The organism is Pseudomonas sp. EpS/L25, assembly GCF_001512295.1.
Lineage (GTDB): Bacteria > Pseudomonadota > Gammaproteobacteria > Pseudomonadales > Pseudomonadaceae > Chryseomonas.
On record NZ_LNUP01000015.1, the window covers coordinates 732,588 to 746,933 of the forward strand.

At 66.2% G+C, this 14,346-nt stretch carries 13 protein-coding genes; 7 read left to right on the forward strand and 6 right to left on the reverse strand.

Annotated elements, in window-relative coordinates:
- Positions 1–87 precede the first annotated feature (87 nt).
- The gene (locus AR540_RS19880) at positions 88–1,056 is read right to left on the reverse strand and encodes a cation diffusion facilitator family transporter (RefSeq protein ID WP_059231301.1); all 969 of its coding nucleotides are present in this window, start codon (positions 1,054–1,056) and stop codon (positions 88–90) included.
- Positions 1,057–1,292: 236 nt separating this feature from the next.
- On the opposite strand from AR540_RS19880, the gene AR540_RS19885 reads away from it, so the two are divergent.
- Positions 1,293–2,963 carry a phosphoethanolamine transferase gene (locus tag AR540_RS19885; protein WP_059231303.1) on the forward strand — a complete coding sequence of 557 codons (1,671 nt, stop codon included), beginning with the start codon at positions 1,293–1,295 and terminating at the stop codon, positions 2,961–2,963.
- Positions 2,964–3,043: 80 nt separating this feature from the next.
- The gene (locus AR540_RS19890) at positions 3,044–3,586 is read left to right on the forward strand and encodes a cytochrome b (protein WP_059231307.1); all 543 of its coding nucleotides are present in this window, start codon (positions 3,044–3,046) and stop codon (positions 3,584–3,586) included.
- Between the two features lie 15 nt (positions 3,587–3,601).
- Here the strand turns inward: AR540_RS19890 and AR540_RS19895 are convergent, their stop codons facing one another.
- The gene (locus tag AR540_RS19895) at positions 3,602–4,438 is read right to left on the reverse strand and encodes a hypothetical protein (protein WP_059231308.1); all 837 of its coding nucleotides are present in this window, start codon (positions 4,436–4,438) and stop codon (positions 3,602–3,604) included.
- Complete coding sequence (gene mntP / locus AR540_RS19900) at positions 4,438–5,010, reverse strand: manganese efflux pump MntP (protein WP_059231311.1); 573 nt, start codon at positions 5,008–5,010, stop codon at positions 4,438–4,440. Before mntP ends, AR540_RS19895 begins: the two co-directional genes overlap by 1 nt.
- A gap of 620 nt (positions 5,011–5,630) precedes the next feature.
- On the opposite strand from mntP, the gene pstS reads away from it, so the two are divergent.
- From pstS to AR540_RS19925, 5 genes are all read left to right on the forward strand, one after another.
- Positions 5,631–6,656 carry a phosphate ABC transporter substrate-binding protein PstS gene (gene pstS, locus AR540_RS19905; RefSeq protein WP_082707053.1) on the forward strand — a complete coding sequence of 342 codons (1,026 nt, stop codon included), beginning with the start codon at positions 5,631–5,633 and terminating at the stop codon, positions 6,654–6,656.
- A gap of 79 nt (positions 6,657–6,735) precedes the next feature.
- Positions 6,736–7,710 (forward strand): phosphate ABC transporter permease subunit PstC, encoded by a 975-nt coding sequence (pstC, locus tag AR540_RS19910; RefSeq protein WP_059231315.1) that lies wholly within the window; start codon positions 6,736–6,738, stop codon positions 7,708–7,710.
- Positions 7,710–8,585 (forward strand): phosphate ABC transporter permease PstA, encoded by an 876-nt coding sequence (gene pstA, locus AR540_RS19915; protein ID WP_059231317.1) that lies wholly within the window; start codon positions 7,710–7,712, stop codon positions 8,583–8,585. The genes pstC and pstA overlap by 1 nt, the downstream gene beginning before the upstream one ends.
- 5 nt (positions 8,586–8,590) lie before the next feature.
- Positions 8,591–9,355 carry a phosphate ABC transporter ATP-binding protein PstB gene (gene pstB, locus AR540_RS19920; protein WP_017638707.1) on the forward strand — a complete coding sequence of 255 codons (765 nt, stop codon included), beginning with the start codon at positions 8,591–8,593 and terminating at the stop codon, positions 9,353–9,355.
- Between the two features lie 277 nt (positions 9,356–9,632).
- On the forward strand, positions 9,633–10,919 hold the full coding sequence (locus AR540_RS19925) for a putative porin (RefSeq protein ID WP_059231319.1): 1,287 nt from the start codon (positions 9,633–9,635) through the stop codon (positions 10,917–10,919).
- 713 nt (positions 10,920–11,632) lie between these two features.
- Here AR540_RS19925 and AR540_RS19935 read toward each other — a convergent pair.
- From AR540_RS19935 to AR540_RS19945, 3 genes are read right to left on the reverse strand one after another with little or no spacing between them, the layout of a single operon-like run.
- Positions 11,633–11,923 carry a DUF2845 domain-containing protein gene (locus AR540_RS19935; RefSeq protein ID WP_059231323.1) on the reverse strand — a complete coding sequence of 97 codons (291 nt, stop codon included), beginning with the start codon at positions 11,921–11,923 and terminating at the stop codon, positions 11,633–11,635.
- A gap of 41 nt (positions 11,924–11,964) precedes the next feature.
- Positions 11,965–12,546, reverse strand: coding sequence for a DNA-3-methyladenine glycosylase (locus AR540_RS19940; protein WP_059231325.1), 582 nt, complete (start codon positions 12,544–12,546; stop codon positions 11,965–11,967).
- A complete protein-coding gene (locus AR540_RS19945) occupies positions 12,543–14,342 on the reverse strand; it encodes a glycoside hydrolase family 15 protein (protein WP_059231327.1) in 1,800 nt (599 codons plus the stop codon). The genes AR540_RS19940 and AR540_RS19945 overlap by 4 nt, the downstream gene beginning before the upstream one ends.
- Between the last annotated feature and the right edge of the window lie 4 nt (positions 14,343–14,346).

The following is a 14,346-nucleotide window of genomic DNA, read 5'->3' on the forward strand; positions in this document are numbered from 1 at the left end:
CGTTGCCCGCCAAGATTGCATCAAGGCTGGCATGCCCGTGGATGATCAACGCCGCCTGGGCGAGCGCCGGTACCTTTCAGCCGCAGCCTAGGCGCAGTGCCCGTCAAGGGTCCCGGGTGGGTCCACCTGCACCGTCACGTGCTGCAGCCCATGCCGACTGCGCAGTACGTCGCCCACCAGGTTGGGTAGCTGCAGCGGATCGCTGCCCGGCGCCGGGGTGATGTGCAGGGTGGCGATACGGGTCTCGTCGGTCAGGGTCCAGACATGCAGGTGGCCCACCTCGGCCACGCCGGGCAGCGCCTGTACCGCCGCCGTGGCGCCCGCCGTGTCGAATTCCCGGGGTGCCGCCTGCAGCAGTACCGCGCCGGCATCCCGGACCAGCGACCAGGCCGACTTGACGATGAGCAGGGCGACCAGGATCGACAGCGCCGGATCCAGCCAGGTCCAGCCGGTCCAGAGAATCCCCAGGGCGGCGAGGATGGCGCCGACCGATCCGAGCAGGTCGCCGGCCACGTGCAGCAGGGCACCGCGCAGGTTGCTGTCGTCCTTGTGGCCGCCGTTCAGCACCAGGAAGCCGACGATGTTGACCACCAGGCCGATCACCGCCACCACCAGCATGGGACCCGACAGCACCTCGGTGGGCTCGCGCAGCCGCGTGATGGCTTCCCAGCCGATCCATAGCACCAGCAGCAGCAGGGCGACCCCATTGGTCAGGGCCGCCAGGATGCGCACTCGATGGAAGCCATAGGTGAAGCGAGCATTGGCCGCCTTGGCCGCCACGCGATAGGCCACCAGGGCCAGCAGCAGGGCGGCGGCGTCCGAGACCATGTGACCGGAGTCGGCGATCAGCGCCAGCGAGCCGGACCACCAGCCGCCCAGCGCCTGGACGATGGCGTAGCCGAAGGTCAGGGCGAAGACCAGCTTGAGCTTGCGCTCGTTGCTGGCGGTGACCCGCGGTGCATGGGAATGGCCATGCCCGTGATCATGCTGATGATCGTGATCGTGATCGTGATCGTGATCGTGATCGTGATGGTCGTGGTGGGTGGAGCCACTCATCGATAGGTCTCTCGTTGGGAAGGGGACAGGTACCGTTTGGCCTGCATCCTGAAGCCTGAAGTCACTTCAGGGTCAAGGGCTTCGGTGCGCCGTCGGCGCACCGGGCAGTCATCTGTAACCTGAGGTTAGCCACTAAGACTGCATTAAGGTTCGTCCCCCAGGGTGGCGGCTTTCCATCGCTGGAGCCCGGCCATGCCTGTTCGTTCCCTTCCGCAGTCGCCGTGCGAGCCCTGCTGATGCTCGTCCTGCCGCTCCGCACCTCGGCCACCGGCTGGCGTCCCTGGCGCAACCTGTCGCTGCTCGCCAGCCTGAGCTGCCTGCTGCTGCTGGCCGACGACTTCCTCCAGCAGCTCTTCACCCCCAACAACCGCGCCGAACTGGAGGCGGGCTACGTCGTCGCGCTCTGGGTGTTCAGCCTGGCCCTGTGGCTGTGCAACCTGCCGCGGCTGGCGGCGGCCATCCTGTTCCTGTTCGCGCTGATGCAGCTGCTGCAGCTGGGCAACCTGAGCTTCTTCGGCGAGCCGCTCAGCGCCATCGACATCCAGGCCATGCTGGGCGACACCGCGGAGGTGCGCCAGGCGCTCTGGCTCAGCCTGCCGCAGCACTGGCCGGTGCTGCTCTGCGTGGGCCTGCCCTATGGCCTGCTGATCGCCCTGCACCTCTACCTGCCCGGCCGGGTGCCGCTGCCGGCGAGCCGCTGGGCGCTGGTGCTGATCGCCGCGGTGCTGCTGTCCAAGCCCTATCGCGCCACCTACCGTAACCTTGATGCCTTCGTCCCCAGCCCCGCGCGCAGCGGGCTGCACAACAGCCTCAACGCCTTTTCCGCCTGGGCGGTGCGCCTGGCCGGGCGTGACGATGTCATCCTGCCGCCGACAGCCTATGCCCCCTACCAATTGGCCCAGGTGCCGAGCACGGCACGCCATGTCTGGCTGGTGGTGGCCGATTCGTTGCGCAGCGATCGCCTGGGCGCCTTCGGCTATGCAAGGGACACCACGCCCAGGCTATCGGCCTATCTCGAGGGGAATCCCCAGGCGCTGATGCGGCCCGGCGTGGCGGCAGGGGTCGCCACCGACGTGAGCCTGCCCTATCTGCTCAATCCGATCCGCGAGCCGGGACAGGACCGGCGCCTGCGCACCGGCGAGATCAATCTGTTCCGCTTCGCCCAGGCCGCGGGTTTTCGCACCCACTGGCTGTCGTCCCAGGAGTCCAAGCTGCTGGCGCACCTGGGCAGTCGCTACCTGGACGTCTCCATCACCCGCGAGGACTACCCGCTGCGCTTCCTGCAACGCCAGGATCGCGCCCTGCTGGACATCCTCGACGAACAGCGCTGGGCTCCGCGCAACTTCGTGGTGCTCAACCTGCGCACCGCGCACCTGCCCTATGCGCAGAACTACCGGCACGAGACCACGCCGGCGCCCTGGCCGGACCAGGGTGCCGAGGGGCAGGCCAACGCCTACGACAATTCGCTGCATTACCTCGATGGACTGCTCGCCGAGATCCTCGCCGACTTCGACCGCCTGGAGGGCGAGCGCTACCTGATCATCACCGGCGACCACGGCCAGCGGCTGGGGGAGGGTGGCCACTGGGGCCATAACGACCTGGTGCCCGAGGTCAGCGACGTCCCGGTGATCGTGGTGGCACGGGACGCCCCGGAGCAGGCCCTGGCCAGTCTGCAGGGCGAGCGCTGGATCAGTCACTACGAGGCCGGCAGCTGGCTGGCGGAGCGCCTGGGTACCCGCATCGACAACCCCAATCGCCGCCCGGACGAGCACTTCGTCCACGGCAAGCTGCTGTTCAGCGACAACTTCGTGCAGCGCGTCTGCGAGTCGCCCACCGGCCTGGTGCACCAGCCGCCGCAGCAACTGAGCAAGCTGCTGCTCGACACCCCGACGAACCCCTGCGGCTAGCCCGCAGGGTCTTACCCTCGCCATTTGGGCGCCGCTACACTGCCGGCGCCCGTTTCCGTTCATCGCGCAAGGACTTCGCCATGCACACCGGTTCCTCCCCTTCCCGCTATGCCCGCAGCGCTCGACGGCTGCATTGGCTCATGGCCCTGCTGGTGATCCTGGCCTATGGCCTGATCCTCAGCCGCGGGCAATTCGAACGGGGTTCTCTGGAGCGCCAGTGGGTGGTGCTCAGCCATTTCTGGGTGGGCTTGCTGGTCCTGGCGCTGGTACTGCCGCGGCTCTGGGTCCGGCATCGCCATCCGGTGCCGCCGATCACGCCGCCGCTGGCGCGGAGCCTGGAGGCCGTCGGCCGGCTGACCCACTACGCCCTCTATGGCTTCCTGCTGGCCCAGCCGCTGCTCGGACTGTTCACCGTGTGGCTGACCATCGGCGCGGTGAAGATCCCTTCCAGCACCTGGGCGCTGCCTTCGCCCTTCCCGGTGGACCCGGAATTGGCCAAGTCGCTCAAAGGCGTGCACATCTGGCTGGGCACGGCCTTCTATTGGGTGATCGGCCTGCATCTACTGGCTGCCCTGTGGCACCACCTGATCCGGCGCGACGATACCCTCAAGCGCATGCTCTAGCGCTAGCGCCGTGGCCTAGCGTGGATAGAGGGCGATGATGCGATCCCGCCCGCCTTCGGCCAGCAGGTAGCCGTCGCCCCTGGGGAGCAACGCCTGGGGCGCGCGCAGGAAGCTGAGGATGGTGCGCGGGGCGGACTGGCGATCCCAGAGCAGCAGGCGAGCACGGTGGGTGGAGTCTTCGCTGATCCACAGGCCGCGTCGGTCGCAGAGCAGAAAGCTGGGTTCGCGCAGTTCGCTCAGGGCCGGCGGATCGCGACCGTCGTCGCTCAGCTGACGCACCAGCCCGCGGCTCTTCTCGGTATAGAAGGCGGTGCCATCCGGGCAGCGGGTGAAGGATTCCGCTTCGTCCAGGCGGTCGCGCAGCACGGTCAGGCGGCCGTCGCGGGCATCGTAGCGCAGCAGGCGGCCTTCGCCCTTGCGATCCTCCACGGCATAGAGCTGTTCGCCTTCGGCCCAGAGGCCCTGGGCATTGATGCCGGTGAAGAGGTCGCGGCTGCCCGCGGCGTCGAACCAGCGCACCGGATAGGTGCCCCCTTCCTGGCTATAGGCGAAGCCGTCGCGGTAGGGGACCAGGCCATCGGGCTTGTACAGGCCCGCGCTGAGCACGCTGCGTCGGCCCTGGGCATCGATGCGCAGCAGGCGGCCCTTGCCGTCCTTGAGTTCTTCCGCGGCGAGCAGGGCATCGCCCTGCCAGGCCAGGGCGCTGGCCTTGGCGACGTCGGCATAGGCCACCTCGTAGCGCCAGCCACTGGCGGCCTGGGCCGGCCAGAAGCGTTGCCAGGTGAGAAAGCCCACCGCGGCCAGCAGCGGCGCGACCAGGACGAGCAGGGCGCTACGCCACAGCCGGGCCATCAGGAGGCGACAGTGGCCAGGTGTTCATGGAGGATGGCCGCACCGATCACGATCAGCACCACGCCGCCGAGCATTTCCGCGCGCTTGCCGACCAGGTTGCCCATCACCCGACCCAGCATCACTCCCGTGGTGACCATGACCATGGTGGCGAGGCCGATGGCCAGGGCCGCGGTGACGATGTTGACGTCGATGAAGGCCAGGCCCACGCCCACGGCGAGGGCATCGATGCTGGTGGCCACGGCGGTGAGGGCGAGCAGCAGGAAGGAGTGTTGGCGGGGTTTTTCCTCTTCGGCCTCCGGTGCGCCGAAGCCGGCCCAGATCATGCGCAGGCCGAGCACGGAGAGCAGGGTGAAGGCGATCCAGTGATCCCAGGGCTGCACGTACTGGGCGGCGGTCAGGCCCACCGCCCAGCCGATCACCGGGGTGATGGCCTCGATGACGCCGAAGATGGCCCCGGTGCGCAGGGCTTCGCGTAGGCAGGGCTTGTGCAGACTGGCGCCCTTGCCGACGGCCGCGGCGAAGGCGTCGGTGGACATGGCGAAGGCCAGGAACATCAGGGAAGCGGGGTTCATCGTCACAGCGCCGACCGGGCTCGATCCATAAGACACCCCGCACGCCCGGTATGGCACGGTGATGCCTCTGGTCTCGCCAACCCTGACTGGCTGTCCTGACCACGGCGGTTGCCGAGTATGTTGACCAGGACGCTTTCCGCCGCGGCGGAAGCAGGCTACTCCCCAAAGAGGCCGCCACCTTACCTAGCCGGATAGAGAAAGTCTATCTTGTAGATAGTTCTAATATATATAGCCTTGGCTAAATCTTCTGCCGTCGCTGAGGGCTATGACCTCACGGATGCGCCCGAACACAGCGTTCTAGACGGATGGAGTTGGCGCACGGGATGCCGGCGAAGTGCGGCACAGGCGGCTACCGACCCCAGGGGCATGTCGTTAGCCGATCGCTGGAAGTCGCCCGCGCAGGGGACGAAGACTGCGTCGAAAGGGAGGCAACCTCTCTTTCGAGGAGACCGGACAGGGCTGCGGACGCCGCCCGGCACCGGGAATGACGCTTCATTCGCACGCTCGGTAGGAACGGCGGGCATGGCTATGGTGGCGCTCTGCCGTCCCCGTTTCGTCATGGTGCTGACACTTAATTGTCACATTTCGGCAATAGCCTAGCGCCAGCCCTCACTAAGGTAATGGAGCAACCAATGAAACGCACGTTCAGCCTCTCCCTGTTGTTGTCGGCCTTTTGCCTGAGCACTGCCGCTCACGCCGTGGATGTCACGGGCGCAGGCTCGAGCTTCGTTTACCCGGTCCTGTCGAAGTGGTCGCAGACCTTCAGCGAGAAGACCGGCAACCGCATCAACTACCAGTCCATCGGTTCCGGCGGCGGCATCGCCCAGATCAAGGCGGCGACCGTGGACTTCGGCGCCACCGACGCCCCCATGAGCACCGAAGACCTGCAGAAAGGCGGCCTGGGCCAGTTCCCGACCATCATCGGCGGCATCGTGCCGGTGGTGAACGTGGAAGGCATCGAGCCCGGCAAGCTGAAGCTCGACGGCCCGCTGCTGGCCAAGATCTTCATGGGTGAGGTCAAGACCTGGAACGACCCGGCCATCGCCGCGCTGAACCCCGGCCTGAAGCTGCCCGACAGCGCCATCACCGTGGTCCGTCGTTCGGACGGTTCGGGTACGTCCTACAACTTCACCAACTACCTGGCCAAGGTCAGCCCGGAGTGGAAGGAGAAGTTCAACTTCGGCACCACCGTCAACTGGCCGGTCGGCGTGGGTGGCAAGGGCAACGAGGGTATCGCTGCCTACGTGAAGCAGATCAAGGGCTCCATCGGCTACGTCGAGTACGCCTATGCGCTGACCAACAAGATGTCCCACGTGCAGCTGAAGAACGCCGCCGGCAACTTCGTGCAGCCGGATGCCAAGAGCTTCCAGGCCGCCGCCGCCACCGCCGACTGGAAGAGCGCCAAGGACTTCAACCTGCTGATGACCAACGCCCCGGGCGCCGACGCCTGGCCGATCACCGCCACCACCTGGATCGTGATGTACAAGGAGCCGAAGAACGAAGAGCGTAGCAAGGTCGCCTTCGACTTCTTCAAATGGTCCCTGGAAAACGGCCAGAAGGAAGCGTCCGCCCTGGACTATGTCCCGGTCCCCGATGCCCTGGTCAAGCAGATCGAAGGCTACTGGGCGTCTGACTTCAAGAAGTAAGCAAGACCGCCTGCCGTCCGGGAACCCCCAAGGGGCCCGGGCGGCTTCGCGCATCCCGATCTGCTGACCGGAAATCGCCATGACCGATCAAACCCTTCCCCTTTCGGCCGCTCAGGAAGAGCGTATCCGTCGGGATACCCGCGCGGACACCTGGTTCCGGCGCCTGCTGTTCTCTGCCGCCCTGCTGGTCCTGCTGGTGCTGGTCGGGGCAGCCCTGTCCACCCTCTGGGGTGGCCGCCTGGCCTTCATGACCTTCGGCCTGGATTTCCTGACGTCCGCCGAATGGGACGTCGGTGCCGAGAAGTTCGGTGCCCTGGTGCCCATCTACGGCACCCTGATGACGTCGCTGATCGCCCTGCTGCTGGCCGTGCCCACCAGCTTCGGCATCGCCCTGTTCCTCTCCGAGATCGCCCCCACCTGGCTGCGTGGCCCGGTGGCGACCGCCGTCGAACTGCTCGCCGGCATTCCCTCGATCATCTACGGCATGTGGGGCCTGTTCGTCTTCGGCCCTTTCATGGCCGCGCACATCTCGCCCTTCATCAACGACTACCTGGGCGCCATCCCGGTCATCGGCGTGCTGTTCCAGGGCCCGCCGCTGGGCATCGGCATGCTCACCGCCGGCATCATCCTGGCGATCATGATCCTGCCCTTCATCACCTCGGTGATGTACGAGGTGTTCCGCAGCGTGCCGCCGCAGCTCAAGGAGTCGGCCTACGCCCTGGGTTCCACCACCTGGGAAGTCTGCTGGGACATCGTGCTGCCCTACACCCGCTCGGCGGTGGTCGGCGGTGCCTTCCTCGGCCTGGGCCGCGCCCTGGGCGAGACCATGGCGGTGACCTTCGTGCTGGGCAACGCCCACCAGTTCTCCGCTTCGCTGATGATGCCGAGCAGCTCCATCGCCTCGGTGATCGCCAACGAATTCAACGAGGCCTACACCGATCTGCATCGCTCCTCGCTGATCGCCCTGGGCTTCCTGCTATTCGTGGTGACCTTCTTCGTGCTGCTGGCAGCGCGTCTAATGCTGTCGCAGCTGTCGCGCAAGGCAGGTAACTGATGCACATCGACGCCTATCTCTACCGCAAGCGCCGGATCAAGAACGGCATCGCGCTGATCCTCGGCAGCGCCGCGGCCGTGCTCGGTCTCGGCTTCCTCGTCTGGATTCTCGGCACCACCCTGATCAAGGGCATGAGCGCCCTGAGTCCGAGTCTCTTCGTCGAGATGACCCCGCCGCCCGGCGCTACCGGCGGTGGCCTGGCCAACGCCCTGTTCGGCAGCGTGCTGATCACCCTGCTGGCCACCGCCATCGGCGCGCCCATCGGCATCCTGGCCGGTCTGTGGCTGGCGGAATACGCGCGCCATTCCAAGCTCGGTCTGGTGGTGCGCTTCGTCAACGACATCCTGCTGTCGGCGCCCTCCATCGTCATCGGCCTGTTCATCTACACCGCCGTGGTGGTGCAGCTCAATCATGCCACCGGCGGCAGCATAGGTTTCTCCGGTTTCGCCGGGGCCCTGGCGCTGGCCATGCTGGTGGTGCCGGTGGTGACCCGTACCACCGACGAGATGATGCAGCTGCAACCGGCAGCCATGCGTGAAGCGGCCCTGGCCCTGGGCATCCCCCAGTGGAAGGTGACCCTGCAGGTCCTGCTGCGCGCCTCTCGTGCCGGCGTGGTGACCGGGGTGCTGCTGTCCATCGCCCGCATCACCGGCGAGACCGCCCCGCTGCTGTTCACCGCCTTCGGCAACCAGTACTGGAACGCGGACCTGCTCAAGCCCATGGCCAGCGTCCCCGTGACCATCTTCCAGTTCGCCATGAGTCCGTTCGAGAACTGGCAGCAACTGGCCTGGGCCGGCGCCCTGCTGCTGACCCTGTTCGTGCTGTTCCTGAACCTTTCCTCTCGCTTCTTCTTTCGCAACCGGGATTCCAAGTGACTACCATGCAGACGCAGATACCGGAACTGCAGGCGCGCGACGTCGGCTTCCGTTACAAGGGCCACCAGGCGCTCAAGTCGATCAACCTGGACATCGCGGCCAAGCAGATCACCGCCATCATCGGCCCGTCCGGATGCGGCAAGTCCACGCTGCTGCGTATCTTCAACCGCATCTACTCGGAATACCCGGGGCTGGAAGCGACCGGCGAGATCCTCATGGACGGGGAGAACATCCTCGATCCCAAGTATTCGCTGAGCCGCCTGCGCAGCACCATCGGCATGGTGTTCCAGAAGCCGGTGCCCTTCCCGATGTCCATCGCCGACAACGTCGCCTACGGCATCCGCCACCACGAGCGGCTGTCGCGCGTGGAGCTGCAGGATCGCGTCGAGCAGGCCCTGCGCGGCGCGGCGCTGTGGGATGAGGTGAAGGACAAGCTGAACCAGAGCGCCCTGGGCCTCTCCGGCGGTCAGCAGCAACGCCTGTGCATCGCCCGCACCATCGCCCTGCGGCCGCGGGTGCTGCTGCTGGACGAACCCACCTCGGCGCTGGACCCCATCTCCACCGCGCGCATCGAGCAACTGCTGGCCGAGCTCAAGCAGGAGTTCACCGTGGTCATCGTCACCCACAACATGCAGCAGGCGGCGCGCTGTTCCGACGTCACCGCCTTCATGTACCTGGGCGAGCTGATCGAGGTGGACAAGACCGACAAGATCTTCACCAAGCCGGACAAGAAGCAGACCGAGGACTACATCACCGGTCGTTTCGGCTGAGTCTCGTCGCTGCCCACGCAGGCCACTCCTCGGAGTGGCCTTTTTCATGGCCCCTGGAAAGGGGCGGGCCAGGGCGGCTGGCCGCTTTGCACCGCCGAGCGGCCATGGGTGTGCATGAAGATTCCATGAAATTTTGTTTTTAATTCAAATGCTTGAATTAAAAATTTTATTTTCTGGCAAGCAAAACGACATCTCTTCTGCCGAGACTGACCCGGCTTTGTGAAGGGCTGCACCGCCAGCCACTACTGCCTGGATTATCTGGAAAGGAGATCTACCGATGTCTATCAACCCTTATCGATTCACGGCGCTGTTCTCGGGCGTGTTCCTGGCCACCTGCTCGGCCGCCGCGAGTGCCGCGGTCGATGAGAAGCTGCTCGACATGCTCAAGGCCAACGGCTCCATCACCCCCGCGCAATACGCCGAATTGCGCGGCGACCTGCAGCAGGAGCAGCAGGCGCGTGCCGCCCAGGTCGCCCAGCAGCAGCAGACCTCCGACTTCGAGAAGAAACTGGCCTGGGCCGCCAAGACCCAGATCAAGGGCGATGTACGCGTCCGCCACGAGAGCATCGACATCGCTGGCGAGCCCGACAACGGCCGCGACCGTGACCGCCAGCGCATCCGTGCCCGGCTGGGTGCCTACAGCGAGATCAATCCGCAGGTGGACACCGGCATCCGCATCGCCACCGGTGGCGGCGACGATGCCCGCTCCACCAACCAGGACCTGAACAACTACTTCGACAAGAAGCAGCTCTGGCTGGACCAGGCCTATATCGACTACCACCCCACGGCGTTGCCGAATCTGCACCTGGTGGGCGGCAAGATGAACCAGCCGTGGGTCAGCACCGGCGACGTCATCTGGGATAGCGACATCAATCCCGAAGGCCTGGCCGGCACCTACAGGTACGACCTGGGCGGTGGCGCCGAGCTGTTCGGCAGCACCGGCTACTACGTGCTCAAGGACAACGTCGACGGTGAAGGCTACGAGTTCAAGCATGACCTGCGCCTCTACGCCGGCCAGCTGGGCAGCCGTTTCAACCTGGGCGATGCCGCCAAGCTGATGGTGGGCGGCAGCGTCTATACCTACGACAACGACAAGGACAGCGCCTGCCCAACCACCGGCTCCGTCACTACGCCCTGCGCCCTGGCGGCCAACGGCAACACCACCGACCGCTTCCGGCTCTACGAGGGCTTCGCCCAGCTGGACCTGACCAAGTTGTGGGTGCCGCTGTCCTTCTACGGCCAGTACGTGGTCAACGACAAGGCCGACGATGGCGAGGACACCGCCTGGCTGGTGGGGGCCAAGACCAAGCTGATGCAGCGGGTGGGCCTGGAATACAACTACCGCGATGTCCAGCGCAACGCGGTGGTGGGGGCCTTCACCGACTCCGACTTCGGCAACGGCTCGACCGGTGCCCGGGGGCACAAGCTCAAGCTGGGCTACGACATCGACAAGAACTTCGGCATCGGCCTGACCTACTTCCTCGCCGAGTCCGACACCGCCAGCCGCTTCCGCGACAACGCCGACGTCAAGACCCTGCAGTTGGACCTGGAAGCCAAGTTCTAACGTCCACGACCCTCAGGTCGTGCTCTTCTCGAACCGCCCATGTGGCGGTTCTTTTTTGTCTGCAGGAGCCACTATCTTATCGCTGTGGGGATACCTCACGTAGCGTGGAAAACGGCGCAGCCTTTTCCACTGGAGACTTGGTGGCGAGGAGGCCCTCACCCCAACCCTCTCCCGAGGGGAGAGGGGGCTATCCGAGCAGGCGTTCAGTTTCATCAGCCACGGCAAAGATCACGTCAAACCGGCGTACCTCTTCCTGTAGGAGCGGCCCATGGCCGCGATAAAGTGCACAAAGACAGTTGCTGCCATGGGCGGGGGCACCAAGGCCGATCACCCGTTCGCCAGGGCCGCTGGAGCCGAAGGCCTGGGCGGGGTGCGGGCGCTTTCGCCCCGAGGCCCAGTGGAGGAGGTTGCGCCGTTTCCCAGGCTACATCGCTGTAGGGGCACTTGCCTTATCGCGGCCATGGCGGTCCGCTGATGCGGCCGCTCCTACCGGTACGGGCTAGTCCGTGGAACAACGGTCTTATCGCCTAGGCGACCGAAGACGAGCATCCGCTCAAGGCCCCCTCTCCCTCTGGGAGAGGGCTGGGGTGAGGGAACCCCGGCGGCGAACTCTTCGTGGAAAAGGCTGCGCCGTTTTCCACACTACGTCTGTAGGAGCAACGGCATCGGCGGACCGCGATGGAGCTTCGCCACCAGAACACAACCCCCGGTCCCTAACGCACCAACCTGATCTCCACCAGCTTGCCATCGATGAACTTGAGGCGACGCGAGGCGCCGTTCGCCGGGCCATAGGTCCAGAACTGGGTCTCGGCCGCGTTGAACTTGGGCACGCCATTGTTGCGCAGTGCCGGTGGGTTGACCTGGCGTTCGGCCGGCGCGCCGCAGGCAGCCAGGACCTGGTCGACGCTGTCGCCTTCCTCGACGAGATTCTGGCCACAGCGCAGGCTGGCCTGGGCGAGCAGGGGGAGGAGCAGGAGACATAGCGATAGATAGCGAGCGTGCATCGAGACTCCGGGAGATTGCGGCAGAGGCCATTGCCTTCAGCCTAGCCGTTATCCAGCAAAGGAACGGCTTTGGCGAAGCCACGGCTGAGATAGCGGGAGCCGACCAAGCCGAAGCGCCAGGGTACCTCGCGGGCACGGGTAATGCCGATGCGCGGACCCTGTACCACGGCTACCTCGGCAGCGGCTGGTTCCAGCAGGAAGGGCGGCTCGTCCAGCGGCAGGCCATCGTGGCTGCCATCGATACCCAGCGCCTGGCACAACCGCCCGGGCCCGGCGCAGAGCAGGCGATCGGCCAGTCCGCCCCGGCGTTCGCGCATCACCTCCAGTCCCCACAACGGCTCCAGCGCGCGGATCAGCACCCCGGCGCCATGGCCGGCTTCGCGGCAGACCAGGTTGAAGCACCAGTGGATGCCATAGGAGCGATAGACATAGGCATGACCGGGCGGACCGAACATGGCGCGGTTGCGCGGCGTGGGCCCGGAAAAGCTATGGGAGGCCGGGTCCTCGCCATCGTAGGCCTCGGTCTCGACGATGAGGCCGCCCACGCCCTGGACCCTGAGCGTGGTGCCGATCAGTTGCCGCGCCACCTCGTCCACCGGGCGGGTGAAATCCAGGTGGCTCACGCCTCGGGCTCCGGCTCTTCCAGGATCAGCGCCGCATGCACCATGGCCAGGTGGCTCAGGCCCTGGGGAAAGTTGCCCAGCGCCGCGCCATCACGGGGATCGCGCATCTCGGTCATCAGGCCGACGCCATTGAGGCTGGCGGCCAGCACCTCGCGCATCAGTTCGCGCGCCTGGTCCACCTCGCCCAGCACGGCATGGGCTTCGACCATCCAGTAGGAACAGGCCAGGAACGCACCTTCTTCCTGCTCGGCCCCGCTGTAGCGATAGACCAGAGGTCCATGGGCCAACTCACGGCGAATGGCCGCCAGGGTGCTGACCGAACGCTCACCGCCGTCGAAGCCGAAGCGAATGCCCAGCAGCAGCCCGGCATCCAGCCGCTCGGTACCGGCATAGAAGGTATAGGCCTGCTTGCGCTCGCTCCAGCAGTGTTCGTTGACCCAGTCGCGGATGCGGTCGCGCTCGCGTTGCCAGCGGCCGCACATGGCATCGGGGATATGGCCGTCGCGGGCCAGGGTCACGGCGCGGTCCAAGGCGAACCAGCAACCCAGCTTGGACAGGGTGTAGTGGCGCTCTTCGGGCAGCTCCCACATACCGGCATCCGGCTGGCGCCAGCTGTCCGCGCAGAGATTGGCCAGGTCGGTGAGCAGGCTGGCAGTGGCGAAGTCCAGCACATGGCCCTTGCTGGCATAGAGGCGGAAGGTTTCCAGCAGGTCGCCATAGAGACTCAACTGGCACTGGGCGCTGGCGCGATTGCCGACGCGCACTGGCTGGGAGTCGCGATAGCCAGGAACCGAGATGATGCGTTCCTCGGGGGCCAGTTCGCCTTCCAGGGTAAAGCAGGTATGCAGGCGATTGCCATGGCGGCGGATGACATTCTGGATCCAGGCCAGGGCCGCCTGAGCTTCACCCAGGGCACCCAGGCGCAAGAAGGCCTTGATGGTAAAGACCGCATCGCGCACCCAGGCATAGCGATATTCATAGTTCTTGTCGCCGCCGATGCGTTCCGGCAGCGAGGTGGTGGCCGCCGCGACGATGGCGCCAGTGGGCGAGTAGAGCAGTAGCTTGAGCGCCAGGGCCGAGCGCTTCACCTCGCTGAGGAATTCGCCACGGTAGGCAAAGCCCTGGGCCCATTCGCGCCAGGCCTGGTCGCTGCGGTCGATGCGCTGGTCCACTTCGTCCAGCGAGGGCACCACCAGCGGCTCGTTCTCCGTCGCGGTCAGGGCCAGGACGCTGCGCTGGCCGGCTTCCAGCACCAGCCTCGCCAGCAGGCGGCGGTCGTCGCATTCGAGGATTTCCAGGCGTTCGCAGTGGCGCAGGGTAGCCATCACACCATCGACGTGCATGACCTCGCCATTGGGCGTGCTGCGCATCCAGGGCGAGACGGTCTGGCCCTGGGTACCGGGGACCAGTTCGATACGCAACTCGACCCGCCCGGAGAGGCCTTCCACCCGCCGGCCCAGTTCGCACCAGGGCAGGCGTCCGGCCGAGCCGCTGTTGAGCGATTCGGTCAGGCGCACGCTACCGTCAGCGGTGTGGAAACAGGTCTCCAGCACGTTGCTGTCTTCGCGGTAGGCCCGCTCGACGTGGTAGTCGGCAACCGGAGTTATCGCGAAGAAACCGCCGGCCGGGGCGTCCAGCAGGCGGTCGAAGAAGGGCGCGGAATCCATGTTGGGCACGCACCACCAGTCCAGCGAGCCGTCCGGCGCCACCAGGGCCACCGAACGACCGTCGGAGAGGGCGGCGTAGCCCGCCAGGGGCGCGTAGCCGTCCTGGCGAGCCGGATCGAAGGCCGCCACGGCC